Annotated in this window: 9 protein-coding genes; 4 read left to right on the forward strand and 5 right to left on the reverse strand. The window is 68.3% G+C overall.

The genetic code is table 11. From position 1 onward, the window contains the following. Nucleotides 1-162: 162 nt before the first annotated feature. Nucleotides 163-2,334 carry a TonB-dependent siderophore receptor gene (locus C5F75_RS20095; RefSeq protein WP_059577695.1) on the forward strand — a complete coding sequence of 724 codons (2,172 nt, stop codon included), beginning with the start codon at nt 163-165 and terminating at the stop codon, nt 2,332-2,334. A gap of 22 nt (nt 2,335-2,356) precedes the next feature. On the opposite strand, the gene C5F75_RS20100 is transcribed toward C5F75_RS20095, so the two are convergent. After that, nucleotides 2,357-3,172 carry a response regulator transcription factor gene (locus tag C5F75_RS20100; RefSeq protein ID WP_059577696.1) on the reverse strand — a complete coding sequence of 272 codons (816 nt, stop codon included), beginning with the start codon at nt 3,170-3,172 and terminating at the stop codon, nt 2,357-2,359. A 1,127-nt stretch (nt 3,173-4,299) separates the two neighbouring features. Here C5F75_RS20100 and C5F75_RS20110 point away from each other — a divergent pair. Both C5F75_RS20110 and C5F75_RS20115 read left to right on the forward strand, forming a co-directional pair. Next, nucleotides 4,300-7,893: a YadA family autotransporter adhesin gene (locus C5F75_RS20110; protein ID WP_059577699.1), complete on the forward strand. Its 3,594-nt coding sequence runs from the start codon at nt 4,300-4,302 to the stop codon at nt 7,891-7,893. Between the two features lie 347 nt (nt 7,894-8,240). After that, nucleotides 8,241-8,648, forward strand: coding sequence for a VOC family protein (locus C5F75_RS20115; RefSeq protein ID WP_179231829.1), 408 nt, complete (start codon nt 8,241-8,243; stop codon nt 8,646-8,648). A 120-nt stretch (nt 8,649-8,768) separates the two neighbouring features. Here the strand turns inward: C5F75_RS20115 and C5F75_RS20120 are convergent, their stop codons facing one another. The 4 genes from C5F75_RS20120 to C5F75_RS20135 form a co-directional block, all read right to left on the reverse strand. After that, nucleotides 8,769-17,372 carry an RHS repeat domain-containing protein gene (locus tag C5F75_RS20120; RefSeq protein WP_059577702.1) on the reverse strand — a complete coding sequence of 2,868 codons (8,604 nt, stop codon included), beginning with the start codon at nt 17,370-17,372 and terminating at the stop codon, nt 8,769-8,771. A gap of 126 nt (nt 17,373-17,498) precedes the next feature. Beyond that, nucleotides 17,499-17,822 (reverse strand): hypothetical protein, encoded by a 324-nt coding sequence (locus C5F75_RS20125; RefSeq protein ID WP_059577704.1) that lies wholly within the window; start codon nt 17,820-17,822, stop codon nt 17,499-17,501. Between the two features lie 126 nt (nt 17,823-17,948). Further along, on the reverse strand, nt 17,949-18,185 hold the full coding sequence (locus C5F75_RS20130) for a DnaJ-like protein C-terminal domain-containing protein (protein WP_059577706.1): 237 nt from the start codon (nt 18,183-18,185) through the stop codon (nt 17,949-17,951). 642 nt (nt 18,186-18,827) lie between these two features. Beyond that, on the reverse strand, nt 18,828-19,214 hold the full coding sequence (locus tag C5F75_RS20135) for a MerR family transcriptional regulator (protein WP_059577708.1): 387 nt from the start codon (nt 19,212-19,214) through the stop codon (nt 18,828-18,830). Between the two features lie 86 nt (nt 19,215-19,300). Here C5F75_RS20135 and C5F75_RS20140 point away from each other — a divergent pair, with 86 nt between their 5' ends. After that, the gene (locus C5F75_RS20140; RefSeq protein WP_059577711.1) at nt 19,301-20,209 is read left to right on the forward strand and encodes an alpha/beta fold hydrolase; all 909 of its coding nucleotides are present in this window, start codon (nt 19,301-19,303) and stop codon (nt 20,207-20,209) included. The last annotated feature ends 20 nt before the right edge of the window (nt 20,210-20,229 follow it).

Genomic DNA, 20,229 nt, shown 5'->3' on the forward strand with positions numbered 1-20,229 from the left:
TCGCTGCGCTCGCGAACGACGCAATCGGCCCGTGCTTGCCGGGCCACGCGGCAGCGTCATCGCGAGCACGACAATCACGACATCATCGGGCGGCCCTCCGGCGACATACGGTCCGCCGATCCGGCAGAACGGGCCAACCCAGCACGACGGAGTATCGACACGATGTGGACGGAGACAGGAGCGCGGCGGCGCGCGCGGGCGATCGCGGCCGGCGGGGCATTGTGCGTGGCCGCCGCGGGCGGCGCGCACGCGCAGGCATCGGCGCCGGGCGCGGCGGCCGTGCTGCCGGCCATCGACGTGCGAGGGCCGACGGACGCTTCGTCCGTCGGGCTCGTCGGGCGGCGCACCGCCACCGGCACGAAGACCGACACGCCGATCGACGAGATTCCGCAAACGATCAACCTCGTGACCGCGCAACAGATCGACATGACCGGCGCGGCCGACCTGAACCAGGCGTTGCGCTACGTGTCGGGTTTCGCGACGTTCGGCGCCGACAGCCGCACCGACTGGTATGCGGCATTGCGCGGCTTCACGCCGACGCTGTACGTCGACGGGCTGCCGGCGCCGGACACGGCCGTGATCGCGAACTGGCGGGTCGATCCGTACACGATCGATTCGATCGCGGTGCTGCGCGGGCCGACGTCGGTGCTGTACGGCGCGGGCGAGCCGGGCGCGATCGTCGACGCGCACACGAAGCTGGCCAACGGCGAGCGCGTGCGCGAAGCCGGCGTGCAGATCGGCAACGATGCGCGCAAGCAGGCCATGCTCGACGTCGGCGACAGGCTCGACCCGGACGGCAAGTATGCGTACCGGTTCGTCGGCGTCGCGCGCGACGGCAATGCGGTGACCGGCCCGAACGGCGACCGGCGCGTCGCGCTCGCGCCGTCGTTCCGGTGGCGGCCGAACGCCGACACGTCGCTGACGTTCTCCGCGACGTTCCTGCAGGATAGCGGCGACATCTCGTCGAACTTCCTGCCCGCGTCGGGCACGGTGCTGCCGAACCCGAACGGCCGCCTGTCGCAGGACCTCTACATGGGCGACCCGTCGTTCAACGACTATCGCAAGAAGCAATGGTCGCTCGGCTACGCGCTGGAACACCGCGTGAACGCGATCTGGACGCTGCATCAGGACGTGCGCTGGTCGCATCTGTCGCTCGACGACGCGACGGTGTTCGGCAACGGCCTCGCGCCGCGCAGCACGACGAACATGATGCGTTTCGCGGGGCTGTTCCAGCTCAACTACAGCCGGCTCGACGTCGACAATCACGCGCAGGCGCGCTTCGGCACGGGGCCGCTCGAACACACGCTGCTGTTCGGCGTGCAATTCGACCGGCAGACGACGACCAACAGCGTATGGCTCGCGCTCGCCCCGTCGCTCGACCTGTATCACCCCGTCTATCGGCCCGTGACGGCCGCGATCTTCGCCGGGCCGACGTCGCTCGGCCACGTCGATCAGTACACGGCGATGAACTCGGTTGGCGTGTACGCGCAGGACCAGATCCGCTGGCGGCGCTGGACGCTGACGCTCGGCGGCCGCGAGGATTTCGTGAATGCGCGCTTCGACGACCGCACCGCCGGCACGCATGCCCAGCAGGACGTCAGCGCGTTTTCCGGGCGCGTCGGGCTCACCTATCGCGGCGACGCCGGGTTGTCGCCGTACGTCAGCTATTCGACGTCGTTCGATCCGGTCATCGGCGTGCGGATGTTCGGCGGCGGCCTGCCGAAGCCGACGCGCGGCGCGCAGACCGAGGCCGGGCTGCGCTGGGAGCCGTCCGGCTGGAACCTGATGCTGAATGCGGCCGTGTATCAGATCGACCAGACCAACGTCGTGACGCCGACGCCGGCGACTCTCGACCCGACCGCCACGACGTCGGTGCAGACCGGCAAGGTGCGCTCGCGCGGCATCGAGCTGAGCGCGGTCGGCAAGGTGACGCGCGAGCTGTCGATCGTCGCGTCGTATGCGTATCAGGACGTCAAGAACGTGCAGGCGAACGACGCGTCGCTGAACCACTGGCCGGTGTCCGTGCCGCTGCCGCGGCAGATGGCGTCGATGTGGGCCGACTGGACCTGGCGCACGGGCGCGCTGGCGGGCCTCGGCGTCGGCGGCGGCGTGCGCTACCAGAGCGCGTCGGCCGGCGCACCCGACAATTCGCTGACGGTGCCGAGCGCGACGCTTTACGACCTCGCGATCCATTACGACCTGCCGCGCTGGCGTTTCGCGGTGAACGTCGCGAACCTGTTCGACCGGCGCTACGTGAGCGGCTGTCAGTCGTATGCCGTATGCGTGTTCGGCAACGAGCGGACCGTGCTGGCCAGCGCGAAATACAACTGGTAGGCGTGAGCGTGCCGCATCGGGCCTACGCGCGGCGTTGCGGCTGCCGGGTAGCGGCGCGCGCGCCCGTATCGCGCTGGCGCCGCCATTCCGTTGGCGTGATGCCGAACCGTTCGCGGAACGCGGTCGCGAAATTGGCCGGCGTGGAAAAGCCGATTTCCTTCGCGATGCTGGCGATGCTGAGCGTGGTCGAATCCAGCAGATCCTGCGCGATGCGCAGCCGTTCGTAGCGCAGATATTCGAACACCGTCTGGCCGAGATTGTCGCGAAACGCGCGCGACAGGCGCTTCTCGTGCGTGCCGACCGCGCGCGCCAGTTCCTCCACCGTCGGCGGATCGTTCAGCCGGCGCGACAGGTGGCGAATGGCCGCGCGCACGATGATGTCGTCGTCCTTGCCGCCGGCGAACGGGTTTTCCGCCGGTTCCGGGTCGGCCGGCCGTTCGCGTCGCGTCCGCGAGAGCTGCACGCGAATCCGCGCGATCACCTCCGCTGGCTCGAACGGCTTCACCACGTAGTCGACGCCACCGATCTCGAGCCCCTCGAGCCGCTCGTGCAATGCGCCGGCCACGGTCAGGAAGATGACGGGGATCGCGCACGTCAGCGGATCGGCGGCCAGCAGGCGGCACGCGGTGAAGCCGTCCATGCGCGGCATGCGCACGTCCATCAGGATCAGGTCGGGCCTCAGCGCCTGCGCGCGCTGGCACGCCTGCGCGCCATCGAATGCGATGCTGATTCGGCATCCCGTGCTGCGCAGGATGTCGGTCAGCAACCGGAGCTGGTCGGGTTGATCGTCGACGATCAGGATATGCGCGTCGCTCAATGCGGAGATCGATGAAGGCATCGTGCACCTGTGGTGAAAAGGCGGTTGGCTGCGTTTCCGCGGGTGGCCTGCCCGGTGCGGAGGAAACGTCGGAGCCCGCTCTGTGGCGATGCATCCGTCGCATCGCACGCTCGCATCGATTCCGGCACGGGCGGACCCGCGCGGCACGCAACCGTTCGACGTATCGCGCGGCGTTCGTCGTCTGGATCGCCGAGCCGGTCGGGACGCGAGGGATTGCCGTGCTCGCGTCGAGAATGGCCGCGGCTGCCGGAATCGGTGCGAGCGGAATTGTAGGAGCATATTTCGAATCCGGCCAGCCATGGCGGCGCCATTCTCGCAATTCCTCCTTTTCGATTATCGAAAATGGCGGTTTTCGACAGGAAACATGAAGCGTCGATGCGCGTCGCGCCTCGTGGTTTACGCGTATTTTTCGTCGCGAATGCGCAGCTGCGGCCGGCTTGTCGATTGTCTATTTCAGAAAAAACATCATTTGAATCCGCTTGGGCAAAGTATTTATCCGCTCGATAAAAGATCTGGATTAATTGCATCGTCGCGAAATCGTTTGCGGAATGAGCGTATTTAGTCTAACTCATTGAATATTTTGAATTTTACAATCTATAAAGAATGCCGCCTTTAATAATTCAGGCACGTGTCTCATAATTCGTCCGAACTTTGAATGACGGGTGGAGCAGGGCAGCGCAAGCGGTGACGGACGTTGCCCGACCCGGGGGGCTGCGCATCGATTGATGACGGTCCAGGCAAGTGCTCGCCGCACGGCAATGAAACTCCGGTTTCCGGAGATGAAATAAAAGAAGCGGGGTAGGTCGCGGTCGGCGCGGCAAAAAAATCGGAGATGTCACGACGGCGGATTGAATCTCGGGATTCAGTCGGGGAAAAAGCTCGTCCACAAGAATCAATATGTATTCCTGATGAAGTTGTCGAATTAACGGAACGGAGCATCGATCCGGCGTCATGCCCGGGGCCCTCGAACGCCCCGCCGAAACGGGTGCTCGATACGCGTCGTGTCGACATGGCCAGCCCGGCGGCGGAATCCGTTTCAGAACCGAAGTCGCAATCGAAGTCGAAGCTGTCAATAAAAGTAAGTAGTCCGTATTCAAACCAGACGCTACACAACGGAGCAGAAGACCATGAAGAGGAAGCAGATTTCGGCGCTCGCCGCCGCGATGTTCACCGGCGCGGGTGTGCTGATTGCCGGCGCCGCCCACGCGGACAATTTCGTCGACCGCGGCAACCCGGACAACGCGCTGAACGGCCAGTGCATCGACGGCACCAACCCGCTGTGCGTGGCGACGAAGAACGGCAGCTACGTGGCCGTCAGCACCACCAACGTGACGCAAGGCACCAACGCGAAGGCCGGCGCCAGCGGCATCGCGATCGGCGACCAGTCGAACGCGGGCAGCAAGGGCAGCAGCGGCAGCGGCGGCGCGATCGCGATCGGGGTCGGCTCGCAGGCGCTGGCGAACTCGGCCACCGCGATCGGCACGGTGGCGGTGGCACAAGGCAATACGTCGCTGGCGGTCGGCCGCCAGTCGGCGGCGGTCGGCGATTTCTCGATGGCGCTCGGCAACGTCGCCGATGCGCACGGCACGAGCTCGATCGCGCTCGGTCACTCGGCGCTCGCGAGCGGCGACCGCTCGGTCGCGATCGGCGGTGCGAATCCGACGTCGAGCGACGGCGTATCGGCCGGCGCATCGTACGACGCGGCCACGCAGACGCGCGCCGGCGGCACGCAGTCGGTGGCGATCGGCGCCGGCGCGCAGACGAACGACAACAACCAGGTGGCGATCGGCTCGGGCAGCATCGGCGCGAACAACGGCGGCACGCCGGTGTTCGGCGGCACGGCCGCGCCGGTCGGCGGCGCGGTCTCGTTCGGCGCGCTCGGCAGCGAACGCCAGCTCAAGAACGTCGCGGCGGGCGCGGCCGATACCGACGCCGTCAACGTCCAGCAACTGAAGAACGTGAACAGTACGCTGAGCACGGGCATCGGCAACGTCGACGCACGCGTGACGTCGGTCGGCAATGCGCTGTCGACCACGATCTCCAACGTCGACCAGCGCGTGACCAGCGTCGGCAACAGCTTGAGCACGAGCATCGTCACGGCGACGCAGAACGTCGTCAAATACACCGACGACTCGCATGCGGCGATCGCGCTCGACGGCGCCACCGGCACGACGATCGGCGGCGTGGCTGCCGGCGTCGCCGATACCGATGCGGTCAACGTCGGGCAGTTGAAGGGCGGCATCGAGCCGCTGCAGACGTCTCTTTCGACCGCGACGTCGAACATCACGAACCTGCAGAACAGCGTGACCGGCATCAACGGATCGCTGAGCACGGCGGCCTCGAACATCGCCGGCCTGCAGGCGGCCGATACTCGCAACGTGAAGTACGACGGCGCGAGCGGCTTCGACTCAGTGACGTTCGCCGGCCGCGACGGCACCACGCTGCGCAACGTCGCGGACGGCAAGGACGCGCACGATGCGGTGAACGTCGGCCAGTTGAACGGCGGCCTCGCGTCGCTGAGCACGAGCGTGACGAACAACCTGAGCACGACGCTCGGCAACCTGAGCACGTCGATCGCGAGCCAGATCGGCAACGCGACGAAGAACGCGGTGCAGTACGACGACGATGCGCACGGCGGCGTCACGCTCGGCGGCACGGGTGCAACGGCGCCGGTCGGCCTGCACAACGTGGCGGACGGCGTGGCCGCGAACGATGCGGTGAACGTGGGCCAGCTCGGCAAGGCGACCGACGCACTGAACCAGTCGATCACGGCGGTCGGCAACCAGGTGACGACGAATACCGGCAACATCGCGGCGCTCCAGCAGGACGCGCTGCAGTGGAACCCGGCGCTCGGCGCGTACGATGCGAGCCACGGCGGCCACGGCCCGCAACTGATCAGCAACGTCGCGGCCGGCAAGAGCGGCACCGATGCCGTCAACGTCGATCAGTTGACCGCGGCGATTCACGACGGGACGAGCCAGCTCGACGCGCTGGCGGTGAAGTACGACGATGCGAGCAAGCAGCAGGTGTCGCTCGGCGCGGGCAACGGCGGCAGCCCGGTGCGCGTGACCAACGTCGCACAAGGCAACGTGGCGGCCGGCAGCACCGATGCGGTGAACGGCGCGCAACTGCGTCGCACGACCGACGGCGTGGCGGCCGCGCTCGGCGGCGGCGCGACGGCGAACGCGGACGGCTCGATCGGCGCACCGGACTACAGGATCGGCGGCAACGCGTTCAACAACGTCGGCGACGCGCTGACGAACCTCGACGGCCGTGTCGGCAGCAACACGACGACGCTCGCGAATCACGAAACGCGCCTCGGCAATGCCGAAACGAACATCGCGGGCAACACGGCCGCGATCGCCGGGCTGCAACAGGATGCACTGCAATTCGACCCGACGCTCGGCGCGTTCAACGCCGCGCGCGGCGGTGCGCCGACGAAGCTGACGAACGTGGCCGACGGCAACCTCGCAGCAGGCAGCACGGACGCGGTCAACGGCGGCCAGTTGTCGGGCGTGAAGACCGCGCTCGAACAGCAGATCACGAACGTGTCGAACCAGACTGGCGAAGCGGTGAAGAACGTCGTCAAGTACGACGTCGACCCGAGCGGCAACCGGCTGAATTCGGTGTCGCTCGTCGGCGGCGACACCACGTCGGCGGTCGTGCTGAAGAACGTCGCGGCAGGCACGAGCGATACCGACGCGGTGAACGTGAAGCAGTTGAAGGACGTGCAGTCGAACCTGAACCAGCTCGGCGCGCTCGCGGTGCAGTACGACGACAGCTCGAAGAGCACGATCACGCTCGGCGGCGCGGGCGGCACGCGCATCACGAACGTGCAGGCCGGGACGCTCGGCGCGACCAGCACCGACGCGGTGAACGGCTCGCAGCTCTACGCGACCAACCAGCAGGTGGCGAAGAACACCACCGACATCTCGAACCTGCAAGGAAGCGTGACCAACATCGCGAACGGCAAGGCCGGCCTCGTGCAGCAGCAGGATCCGAACGGCGCGATCACGGTCGGCAAGGACGCGGGCGGCACGAGCGTGAACTTCTCGGGCACGGCGGGCGACCGCGTGCTGACCGGTGTCGCGGCGGGCGTGAACGACAACGACGCGGTCAACGTAGGCCAGTTCAACAACGCGCTGAAGAACGTGGCGGCCAACGACCGAATCCGCGCGGTCGCGACCGATGCGAATACCACGTGGATCGCACGTGCCGACGCGGGCGCGATCGGCTCGACGGCGACGGCAACCGGCAAGAACGCGGTGGCGGTCGGCCAGGGTTCGGTCGCCGATCGCGACAACTCGTTCTCGGTCGGCGCGAAGGGCAGCGAGCGCCAGATCACGAACGTCGCGGCCGGCACGGCGCCGACCGATGCGGTGAACGTGCAGCAACTGAACGACAATCTCGCGACGGCGTCGACGCAGGCGAAGGGGTATACCGACCAGCGCATCGGGCAGGTGTACAACGCGTTCAACGACCTGAAGAAGGACATGTACGGCGGCGTCGCATCGGCGATGGCGGTGGCCGGCTTGCCGCAGCCGACCGGCGCGGGGCGCTCGATGGTGTCGGCGGCGACGTCGAACTATCACGGCCAGCAGGGCTTCGCGGCCGGCTACTCGTACGTGACGGAGAGCAACCGCTGGGTCGTCAAGGCATCGGTGACGGGCAACACGCGGTCGGACTTCGGCGCGGTGGTCGGCGCGGGTTATCAGTTCTGATGCAGCTTGCATCGCGTTGAGCGATGCGCGGTGCCGGGCAACGCATGCGACGCCCGGCATCCGCTGTCGATCCGCGGCCCGGGATTCGTTCGCGAATCCCGGGCCGTCGTCGTTCGTCGTCGCCGGCCGATCGCGCATTTCGCACCGACGATGCCGTCGCGAATGCGAGCAGCGCCTTCCGCCGTGCTCGTCGCCATCCCGTAACGCCCGGCCCCGCAAGGGTTTGCACGCGCCCGCGGCGGAACGTCCAATGCGAGTTGTGGAATGCGAGCTTGCGCTCGTATTCTGAAGTCCTCGGGCGGCACGGCATGGGGCCTGCGCCCATCATCGCATCGGAGCACGCGACAATGACCGACACCACACAGACGATGAAGCTCAACCACCTGAGCTTTCCCTCCGCCGACACGCTGGCGACGGCCCGATTCTTCGAGCGATACCTCGGCTTCACGATCGCGGGAAGCTGGGACAAATCCTGGATCCTCAAGCGCCCGGGCTTCGACGTCGTGATCGATCACGTCGGCGACGGCGTGCCCGCGTGGCCGACCAATTTCCACGTCGGCTTCGAGCTGCCGAGCCTCGATGCCGTGCAAGCGCTGTTCGCGCGCTTCAAGGAAGAGGGCGTCGCGATGGAGACCGACGTCTTCAACAACGGGCGCGGCTCGCGCTTTTTTTGCCGCGCGCCGGGCGGCGTGATGTTCGAACTGAACACGCGCGCGGATGCGGCGCCGGAATATCAGGGCACCTTCGACGACTGACGCGACGCGGTTGCGGCCGCGCATGGGCGTGACCACGGGCAGAAGGTGAAGCCGCGCGGTATGCCCGATGCGCGACGGCCGCCACGCGGCCGTCGTCGCTCGTCGCGACGTGTCGCGCCGTCAGCGCGGCTGAAAGCGGATCCATGGCGTCGAGTTGTTGGTCGGATAGACCACCCACCAGTGCGCGTACACGTCGACCCGCAGCTCGTTGGCCAGCGCCTGCGCGAAACCGAAGCGGCCTGCCATCCCCGCGAAGCAGGTGACGAGCTTGATCGGCCTGCCCGACGCCGCGGGAAAGTTCGTATCGGCCGCGCCGTAGCCCTGCGCGCGCAGGAACCGCGCCAGCGTGGACGCGGAGATCGGCCGGTTGATCTGCACGCCGTTGTTGCCCGTCCACTCGACCATCGCGCTGCGCGAGATGCCATGCGTCGCCACGACGTCGACGTCGAGGTTGCCGATCCGGGTGAGATTCTGCGCGAACTGCTGTCGCTGCAGATCGGTGGTGAACGCATCCCACCTGCGTTTCACGCTGGTCGTGACCGGATCGTTCGGCATCAGGATCCGCACCTTCCCCACCAGGCCGCTCTGGCCGGGCTCGCTCGGCAGGCCGGGCGTGTTCGGCGGCGGATAGTTCGGGATTTCGCCGGCGTTCTCCAGCGGCGTCGGGTTGACGCCGAGCGATTCCTTGCCGGTGAAGAACGTGAGGTGCGCGCCCGCCGCCATCAGCCCGGCGCCGCCGCCCGCCACCGCGCCGATCGCGATGTTCAGCGCGGTCGCGCGGCTGAAGAACGGCTGCCCGGTCATGCCTGCCGTCACGCCGGCCCCGGCCGCCCCGCCGGCCACGCCGCCCGCGATGCCGGAGACGAGCGACACCGACAGCGTGGTGGCCACCTTGCCCGCGCTCAAGCCGAGCGCCGCGCGCGCGGTCAGGGCGCCGGCGCCGCCGCCGGCCAGCGCACCGGCCGCGCCCGCCGCCGCGCCGGCCAGCGCGTCGATGCCGAACTGCTTCCAGCTGATCTGGTCGCCGGTGGCCATGCTCATGAGGTCGCCGGCCATCGACCCGACCGCGCCGGCCACCACGCCCACCAGGATCGCCGCGCCGATGCCGGTGCCGAGCAGCACCACGCCGGCCACGCCCACCACCAGCGTGACCAGCGCGCCGACGATGATGCCCCACACGTTCATGCCGCTCGGATCGGTGAAGACGAGCGGGTTGTTGCCGACATAGACGTACGGCGACGGCGTTTCCAGCATCGGATCGACGCTGAGATAACGGCCGTATCCGGGGTGGTAGAAGCGCGCGTTGCAGTCGTAGAAACCGGAATCCGCGTCGTAGTTGTGGCCGGTAAACAGCCGCGGCCACGCAAGCGGCGCGGCCACGAGCACGGTGGGCTGGCCGTATACGTCGTACTGCCACGCGCCGACGGTCTCGCCGCTCGCGTCGAGCAGCACGCGCACGCTGCCGAGATGGTCGAGCAGCCCGAAGTAGAAGCGCCCGTCGTGCCACGCCACCTGGACGTCGAGCGCCGCGATGAAGCGGGTCGGCTCGCTCGCGCCGTTTGCCGTATCGATCACGACTTCGCCGTCGGGCATCGACATCTGGAAGCGCTGCGTGGTCGCGCCGCCGCTCGTGCGGGTCAGCGCCGCGCGATTGCCGTCCGCGTCGCGCAGGATCGACAGCGACACGCCCGGATTGGCGTAGCTGACGGGGCGCCCGGTGCCGGCGTCATAGCCGATCTGCCAGCGCGCCGCACCGGCGCCGTCGCTCGCGCCGACGATCCCGCCCGCATGGTCGTACGCGAACGTGGTGGTGTCTTGCGCGGCCGTGTAGCCGGTCAGTCGGTTGGTGCCGGCCGCATACGTGTAGCCGGCCGAATCGGCGCCGCGCGTGTGCCGCTCGAAGTTGCCGTTCAGGTCGATGTCCCAGCGTTGCGCGTCTGCGCCGGCGCCGAACGCGGTCAACTGGCCGAGCGAATCCATGGTGGTGCAGGCCGGCCCGAGCGACCCGCCGGGTACGTCCGCCGTGACGGTCTGACTCGCGACTTCGCCATTGTAGTAGCCGCCGCCCTGACAGGCGCCGGTGTCGTAGCCGAGCGTTTCCCTGAGCACCGCCCCCGCATCGCTGAGGGTGGGCCAGCCGGGCGGCGTGTACGCGAAGCGCCGGGACAACATCGCCGAACCGTTGCCGTCGGGCAGCAGCCGGGTGAGCGCCGGCTTGCCGTTCGGCTCGTACTCGTGCGCGATCAGCACGGTCGTCGTGCCGCCGGTGTCGGCCGCGACCTCGAGCACGCGGCCGAGCGCATCGTAACGGCGCAGGCTGACGAGCCCCGTGGCCGAATCCGTGCTCGACAGCAGGTTGCCGCCGGCCGACCACGTATTCGCGATGACGCAGTCGCCCGCGGGCATCCCGGCGAATTGCCGGCGCCGCGCGAGCACGCGCCCGGCCCGGTCGTACGCGACCGTCTCGGTCAAGGCGGCCAGCCCGGCGTTGCCCTGGTTGACTTCGACCTTCCAGAGCCGGCCGACGAGATGGTCGTCCTGCGTCGCATCCGAGCCGTCGCCGTCGTAGTGGCGGCGCACGCTCCAGGTGGGCGGCGACGGCGGCCAGTCGGGGTCGTCGGCATGCTGCTGAAGCTGCGTGCGATCCCACGCGACGGCGAAGGTGCCTTCCTCGATCACGCGGCTCAGCGTGTCGTATTTGCGATAGGCGACGTAGCCGCCGTTCAACGCATTGCCGTCGGCGAGGAAGCGCATCAGCCCGGCGCTGCTGTAGACGATCTGCGTGGTGCCGCTGTCGGGGTCGGTCGAGCTGAGCCGATGCCCGGCGAAGTCGTATTCGGCGGTGCTGCTGCCGGCCGGCACGGTTTTCGTGCCGGCGCCGCCCGCCGCGTACGACGCGGGCGGCACCGACGCGACGGTGCGGCCCTGCGCGTCGTGGATCTGGCTCATGCGCCAGTCGAGGCTGTCGTCGGTGGCCGAGTTCTGCACCACGCGGCCGATCAGGTGCTCGGCCGTGTCCGACCAGGTTTGCGTGAGCGCGCCGTTGGGATCGACGTCCACCGTCAGGTGGTATTCGCCGAGCGGCAACGGGTACGCGAAGCGCCCCGCATCGGTATTGACGCCATAGCCGCGCGTCGCGTAATGGGTGTTGCCGGGCCGGATCGCATAGTCGTAGCCGGGCTGGCCGAACGCCACCGGCCGGCCGAGCGGCGCGTTTTCGTACGCGGTGCGCGAGAACGGATAGCCGCCGGCATCGGGGTGCCAGGCGGCCAGCGCGCCCTCGAGCGGCGCGCCTTCCCAGAGGCTGCCGCCGGCGCCGCCGTTGGTCACCAGGCCGTCCTGGTAGACGAACAGCGCCTGGGCGCCGGACACCGTGACGCGGCTCGTGAGCGCCTGGATCGCGCTGTTGCCGCGCTCGTCGTACACGCCGGTGTCGAGCACGGCGCTATCGGCCGATTCGAGCTTGAGCGTCTGCAGGCTGCGCGCGAGGCCGTCCCGGTACTCGACGCTCAGGGCGACGTCCTCGGCCACGGCCAGCGCCGAGAAACTGCCGGGCGCCGTCATGCCGAGCTGCAGGCCGAACGGGGCGGCGACCGCGGCGTTCGCATATTCGAACACCTTGCGCCCGTCGGCGAAGAACAGCACGCGGCCCGTCACGGCCACCAGCAGCCATTCCCGTGCGGCCGGCGCGCCGCTGTCGGATTGCAGCAGCACCGCGTTCGCGCCGTCGAGCCGCCACAGACGCCAGCCCTGCGCCTGGCTGAAGCCGACGAACCACGTGCCGGTGCCGAGCACCGCGTCGCCGAGCGTGGCGCGATCGACCAGCACGCGCGCGGCGATGCTCGTCGCCGCGAAGCCGGTGCGTTCGAGCCGCGCGCCGAGCGGCCCGCCGGCCTCGCCGTGATAGCTGAGCAGGCCGCCGCCCGCGGTCCAGTCGGCCGCATTGCCCGACGCGGCCGTGTAGAACGCCAGCGCGCCGTTGCAGAAGCCGTCGTACACGCCGGTCCCCTGGCCGGTGACGTTGATCGCCGCGTTCGGCGTGGCGTGCGGAAACGGGGCGGCCGGGCCGATCGTCGTGTCCTGCGCGGCGAACCAGGTCATGCTGATCAGGCTCGGGTTGTCCCAGGGGCCGACCGTCACGGAAGGCTCGGCGAACGGGTTGTAAAGCGTGCGCGAGCGCACGCCGTTCGGCGCGGTGGTGCCGAGCGTGCGCAGCCGTGCGCCGTCGTAGGCGATCGACTGGAACTGGCAGTCGAGCGGCGTGAAGAACACGTCGTCGAGCCGCAGCCACGCCGCGCCGCCCGCCGGCAGTTCCGCCTGAATGCCGAGCGTGACGGCGGCGTTCGCGCCGAGGCCCAGCGACGACGGATCGACGGTCCATTGCTGCGGTTGCCACTGGCCGGCGGTGGGCGCGAGGCGCCGGCTCACCTGCGCGCCGCCCGGCGCGGTGAGCGTCAGCGTCACGGCGAAGTCGCGCGCGGTCGCGCCGGGCGGGCTCTTGAACCAGAGGCCGAACAACTGCCGCGCGCGGCCGTCGGTCAACGTCACGGCGCGGGTGAGCGTCGCCGACGCGGTGATCTGCAGGCACGCGGTGCCGCTGGCCGCGTCGTCGCGATAGACGGCCGCGCCGGCCGGCAGGCTCCAGGTCGGCCGCTGGTAGTCCTCGAAACTGTCGTACGCATTACCGCTGGCCGAATTGACGAAGCCCGCGATCCGAAAACGCCCCGCGTCGTCGAACAGCGAAGCCATCGGCCGGCCGGTGACGTCGTGCGACAGCAGCACGTTGCCTTCGCCGTCGCGGGTGTCGATACGCTCTTCCAGCAGCCAGCCCGCGCCGGGCTGACCGCCGTTCCACGCGGCGAACGGCGGCGCATCCGCGTCGACCGCGACCCAGCTGTCGGCTTCCGCCAGATAGGTGGTGCCGTCGTCGCGGGCCCAACTGCGGAAGGTCTGCGCCTTCGCGGCCTGCAACAGCCAGCCGCCGTCCGCCTGCACCCGCGTCGACGCACTGGCCACCGGCGCGAGAATGTGCGCGCTCCACATCGCCGGGTAGACCTCGAAACCGAACAGCGACGTGCGCTGCGTGACGTTGAGCTCGCCCCGGCTGTCGTAGTAGGCGGTCTGCACCGTGGCCGGATAGCCCGAGGCCGCGTTGTACGCATAGGTCATGGTGCGCTCGACGCCCTGCAGGCTCTCGATCGACGTCGCGATCTGCGGCACGGCGTCGTAGAGATTGCGCAGCGCGGTGCCGTTCGCGTCGCTCGCGACCTGGTCGGTGTAGGTCCAGTCGCTGGTGGTGGACGACAGCAGCGTGCCGTCGCGGTCGTACACCGAGGTCGACAACAGCAGGCCGGCGGCGAGCGAATACGCGTCGTCGACGGGCGCGGCCGTACCGCATGCGCCGGCGCGGACGCGGCAATCGTCCGGCAACTGCAGCGTGCGCGCGGGCAGGCCGTTGTAGAAATGGCTCGTGGTCCAGCCGTAGCGCTGCGCCTGCGGCGTCTCGCACGCCTGGTATTCGGACACCGTCGAGAATTGCACGATGCTGCCCGACGGATCGGTGTTGGCCGACACGTCCGCGTACGCATAGCAGCGCAGCATCGTGTCGTAGCCGCTGTCCATCGCCAGCGCGGTCACGACGAAGGCCGCGAGCGGCGCATGCAGCGAGTGATTCGCATAGCGGTGCAGCGTGACGTGGGTCGATGCGTCGATCTCGTTGCCCGACGGGAAGGTCACGAAGCCCGACGGAATCGCCGGCAGCTTGCCCGAGATGGCCGTCTCGTACTGCAGCGTGCTGTTGAGCAGGCGGAACATCTGCTGCCCGGGGAACCGCTCGACCACCGGCTCGCCCTGCGCGTCCCGCAGCAGCCCGCCGTTGCTGAAGAAGCGCACCTGCGTGTCGAGCGGCGCGCCGTCGGCGTCGAGCGTCATGAACGCGAGGAAATCCGGCGCCTGGTTGATGACGGTCGTGCTGTCGAAGCGATCGACGGTGATTTCGCCCAGCCGGAATCCGGCGATCGGGTTCCACGCGGGCCAGACCGAACGGCCGTAGAGGTCGCGGTTCTGCGACAGGAATTCGCCGGCCAGCGTCGGGAAGCCCTGCGTCTGGCGATCCGCGGGCGCCGGATCCTCGTCCTGCAGCAGCTGGGTGACCCAGGGCGTGTCGGCATCGGGATCGAAACTGTCGAGCGCGGAGTAGAGCGCCGACGTCGTGTTCTCCGTCTTCAGCACGCCGAGCGGGTCCCACGCGTACCAGTAGAACTGGCGGTTCGCGTCGCTGCCGGGCGGGTACTGGATGCCCGCGAAGTGGTAGGACCAGCTCACGCCGTCGAACACCAGCACGTTCGGGCCCGAGCCGATCAGACTGTTGCCGGTGATCACGGGGCCGAGCGTCTGCATGAACGCGGGCGACAGGTTCGTGAAGCCCGGGCCGTCGAATACGTCGGGCAGCGGGCGCAACGCGAGGTTGCCGTAGTCGTCGTCCCACGCGGGCACCGCCAGGCGGTAGTCGAAGGCTTTCACCACGCCGCCCGACGACGCATAGCGGTCGATCCACGCGGCTGCCGCGAAGCCCTGGCCCATCGACAGCTGGAAATACGACGTGGCGCCGACGGCCGGAATCGTGATCGCGTCGGTGTCCAGCGTGCTGCCGAGCCGCCACGCGAGCGTCGCCGCATCGCGGACCATCAGGCTGAACCGGCCGCGTGCCGTGTCCGCGTCATAGCAGAACACCAGATAGTGATTCGTGGCCGCCGCCACGTACGATTGCGTATTGATGCTGCCGGACGGGCAGCACGTGCCGCTCGCGAGCGCGGGGGCGACGTCCCAGCCGCGCGTCTGCCAGTTCAGCGCGTAGCGGTCGACGCGGCGATCGTCGTTGTCGATCACGACGAAGAAGTCGGCGCCGTTGGCGATTCGCAACTGGCTGCTGGCGTAGCGGTACGGCGTGGGCGCGCCGGGCTCGCCCGCGAAACGCCAGTCCGCGTTCGCGACCGGCCGGCGCGACGCGAGATAGAGCGTCGATTGCGTGTCGTCGAGGCTCGCCAGCACGAGCACGAAGCTGTCGGCGCTGGTCGTGGCCACCGTCCGGTCGAGATCGAGCGCGCCGTCGAAGCGCTGCCAGTCCGTCCAGGCCGGAATCCAGCGGCCCAGCCACGTGTAGACGTTCACCAGCAGCGCGTTCTCGCTGGCCTCGTACCACGCGACGACCACGTAGTCGGCGCCGTACCAGATGCGCGGCGCGCCCGGCCGGCTCGCGCCGAACGGATTGTCGACGGTGAGGTTGCGCGAGCCCGGATCGACGTTCTCGTCCGCGCCCACGTCGATCTCGGCGTACGTGTAGCGCAGCACGCCGCCGGTGGGCAGCGTCATCGACGTCATCGCGCCCGGGTTCGGCGCGCCGCCGGCATCGAAGTTGTAGTCGAACGCGATGCCGGGGCGGGCCGCGCCGCCGCTGAACGTGTCCGTCACGCTCTTCAGATAGCGTTTGTAGCAGGCGCCGGTGGCGAGCGGATTGGCGGCGTCGCGCGGCGCGAGAAGGGTCAGGTCGTACCAGTCGAAATCGAGGCGCGTCTGCTGCGCGCCCGAGCCGTCGATCACGTCGACGTGGTCGAGATAGCGCGTCTCGTAACGGTCCTGCCACGCGTTCGGCTTGTCGCCCGGCACCTGGGTCGGGTCGCCGTGCGCGGCCAGGTATTCCTTCGGCGCGTCGAGCGAGCGGGTGTCGTAGGTCATCGGCTGCCACGCGAACCGGCACGACCAGCCGAGATCGTTTTCCATGCTCGCGATCTGGCATTCGCGCGTGTAGGTCAACGTGCCGTCGCCGACCGCCTGCTCGATCGTGCTGTACGAAAATTCGATCCAGTGCCCGAGCGTGTTGCGCAACTGCGCGAGATTCCACGCCACCGCATAGCGCTGCTGGTTTTCCGCGCGGCGGCTCGGGCCGACCCAGTTGCCCCAGCGGATGCCCCACTGGATCAGGTTGCGCGCGGCGGCGGCCGCATCCGAGCCGCCGTAGGTGGCGACCGTGCCGTCCGGGCGGACGACTTCCCAACTGTCCCAGGCCGGGTAGTGCGTGATCTGCCAGAACTGGTAGGGCGCCGTTTCATAGGACTGGCCGTCGGTGGTCACGGCGATCGTGCCGTCCGCTTGCCGGCGCAGCAGATGCGAGCGGCGCAGCGGCGCATCGTCGAGGCGCCACTCGCCGGGGCGGCCGGTGGGCGACACACGCGCGTCGCCCGACGGGCGCCAGCCGTATCGCTCCAGCGCGGACGCGAGTGCCGCCGGCACGCGATCGCTCGCGAACGGCGCCGCGCTCGCGGCGTCGTCGAACGCGTCGGCGGCCAGCGTGCCGCGGCCCCACGCTGTCGGGATCGGCACGAGCTGCATCGCCTGGCCCTGGCTCATCAGGTAGTACTGCACGTCGAGCGGGCTGCCCGTGCCCTGCGTTTCCGCGACGATGCGCTCGAGCGGCATGCTCCAGCCCACGCCGAGCGCGCCGCTCGGGTTCGTGAGGTTCCATTGCGAGACCTGGTCGGCGACGTTGCTCTGGTACAGCAGGGTCAGGTCGAACGCCAGCCCGCCACGCGCCGGCAGCGTCAGCAGCTTGAGCGGGAAGGCGAGATTGCCGCGGAACAGGTTCACGGCGGAACCGAAGCTGCCGGCGTCGAACTGGAGCACGCCCAGGGCGGGAATGTCGGCCTGCTGGCTGGCGGTGGTGGACATGGCGACTCCTCGAGAAAATGGTCCCCGGCCCGAACGCCGGGCGGAGGACCACGAAAGGCACGACCGCAAACCAGGCAATGGAAAAGACGCCGCCGCCCATCGCGGCGACGCGGCGGCGAACGCCGCTTATTGCGCCCAGGCAATCACCGACGCGATCAGCGAGCAACTGCTCGGATTGAGCTCGTTGCTGCTGTTGTCGATCAACTGGAGCGAGCCCGTGATGGTCACCGTCGGCGAATTGTTCTGCGTCTGCACCTGCACGCTCGCGCCTACCGTGCGCAGGTGGTGGTCGGTGTTGCCGAACGAGACCGAGTAGCTGGCCACCGACGCGCCGGCCGCAATCACGTTGGTCGGGAAACTGTAGGTGGCCTGGGCCGTGATGACGCCCGAATCGGACGGCTTGGCGTCGCTCAGGGGAATCGAGATGTTCTGCACGTAGACGGACGGCATGAAAGACTCCTGTCGATCGGTAAGGTGGGGAAGACACGCTGCGCGCCGGATGACGCGCACGGGCCGTGCGACTGCCGATTGCCAACTGCCGCGGCGCGGCGGCCCGTCCCGCGCGCGGAACGCGGTTCAGGGCAGGGTGACGCCGTGAGAATCGTTCTCGCCGGTCACGCCCGACTGCGATTCGCTGTTGCGGGTCCAGAAGATGTACAGGTACTTGCGCTCGCCCGGGGCCGGATCGCCCCATTGGTTGCTGGCCGTGAATACGCGCTGGCCGTTCTGGTAGGCCGCCGCCACCTGGCTCGTGACATCGATGGTCGAGTTGTAGACCCCGTAACCGGCATTTTCGATCGTCGTGGTACTCATTTTTATTCCTTCATCAATATATGAAATATCGAAGCGACAGATTTAAGAAAATCCCGAATTGATAATGCATCGCCGGTGAAATTCGGGATCCACCGGATTTTTAAAATGGATATTCCGCGAACATGCCGTCTCGCATTGAAACCCGACGCATGCGCGATGCGATTCGGGTGGGCGACGCGCGTCACGGCACCGCCCCCGGTTCTATCGGAAAACCGGCGGCAGGCCTGCGGGGTCGGATGGCTGAATGGCGGGAATCAACCGCCAGGCGGCGGTTTGGTGGTAGCGGACATGGATGTGGCCCCCGGTCGGATCAAGCCTGTTTTACTTCTCGGTCTTGCATTTCGCCGACGCGTATTGCTGCGCGCCGCTGCAAATGCAACTCTCAGTCCTGTTTCTCGTCGTGCGTTTTTTCGTATTGCATCGATTGCAATGGCAGTAAATACCACGCGATTCGGCATGTCAAGGATGCGTTTATGAAAAGCGTTTGTAATCGGCGGTAATTGAATATGCCCGTTTTTTCGGTGGCTCGGCGGGCGTGGTGGGCGCGCCGTCGCCGGTCGCGCATTCTCCAACGATGCCGATGTGAAGCGGGTGCCCGAAGGGCGACGCGGGGGCTGATTCGTGCCGGTGAACGCCGGCGCCTCAATCGAGCGGCGGCACCGCGCCATCCTGCAAGGTCTTGATGAGCCGCGCACGCCGCTTTTCCAGATCGGCGATCTGACGGTCGATCGCTTCGAGGCGTTCGCGCTGAACCTCGGAGATCTGATCGCACGAACGCGCGCCCTCGATCAGCAGCATGCAGTCCGGAAAGCCGCGAATGTCGTCGAGGGTGAAACCGGTCGCGATCATGCGCTGGATCTGTCTGACCTGCGTCACCGCGTTGTCGGGGAACATGCGGTAGCCGTTGGCCGCGCGCACCGACGCGAGCAGGCCGTGCTCGTCGTAGTGCCGGATCGAGCGCACGCTCGCGCCGGTGAGCTGCGCGAGTTTGCCGATGGTCAGCAGCGGCTGCGGAGGCGGGTTTTTCATGCGGGGCAGGTTAGCACGATTCGCTTGACTCTCACATCAGTGTGAGGGTTGAGACTGTGCGTCCGTTCATGCCTGGAGGAAAAATCGTGACTACCCGAGTGCTGATCCGCTGGCTGCTGGCCGTGGTCTGGTGGGCGACGCCGTTCGCGTTGGCGTACGACGCGGCGGCCGCGCCGCTCAGCTATACCGTGACGTCGACGGACGGCGTGAAGCTGGCCGTCCAGGAAAGCGGCGACCCCGACGGCGTGCCGGTCATCCTGATTCACGGCCTGCTCGGCAGCCGCCTGAACTGGGACGCGCAGGTCGCGAGCCCCGAGCTGCGCGGATTCCGGATCATCACGTACGATCTGCGCGGCCACGGGCTGTCGGACAAGCCGTCCGGCGCGCGGCCGTATCGCGACGGAACCCGCTGGGGCGACGATCTCGCCGCGGTGATCGACGGCGCGCATGCGCGCAAGCCCGTCGTGGTCGGCTGGTCGCTCGGCGGCGTGGTGATCTCGAACTACCTCGCCAGATACGGCGACGGCGCGATCGCGGGGGCCGTGTACGTCGACGGCGTGGTCGAGCTCGCGCCGGGCCAGATCGTCGATCACCCGGACGTGTACCGCGACATGAATGCGCCGGACCTGAAAACGCATCTCGACGGCGAGCGCACGTTCGTCGGTCTGTGCTTCAACCGTCGGCCGGATGCCGCCACGTTCGAGCGGCTGCTCGCCAATGCCGCGATGGCGTCGTGGGACATGCAAAAGGCCATCCCGACGATGTCGGTATTCGCCGCGGCGGGGCTCGGCCACGCGCGCGTGCCGCTGCTCTTCATCTACGGCGGGCGCGATGCACTGGTCGATACGCCCACGACGCTGGCTCGCGCGGCCGAGCTGAATCCGCGCATCGCCAGCAAGGTGTATGCGGAGTCGGGGCACGCGCCGTTCATCGAGGAAGCCGAGCGGTTCAATCGCGATCTGGCCGCGTTCGTGCGGTCGGTGTCCGCGCGATGAAGTCGTGTGCGGTGCGGGCC

The sequence above is a fragment of the Burkholderia anthinoferrum genome, from assembly GCF_002925705.1.
GTDB classification, from domain to species: domain Bacteria; phylum Pseudomonadota; class Gammaproteobacteria; order Burkholderiales; family Burkholderiaceae; genus Burkholderia; species Burkholderia semiarida.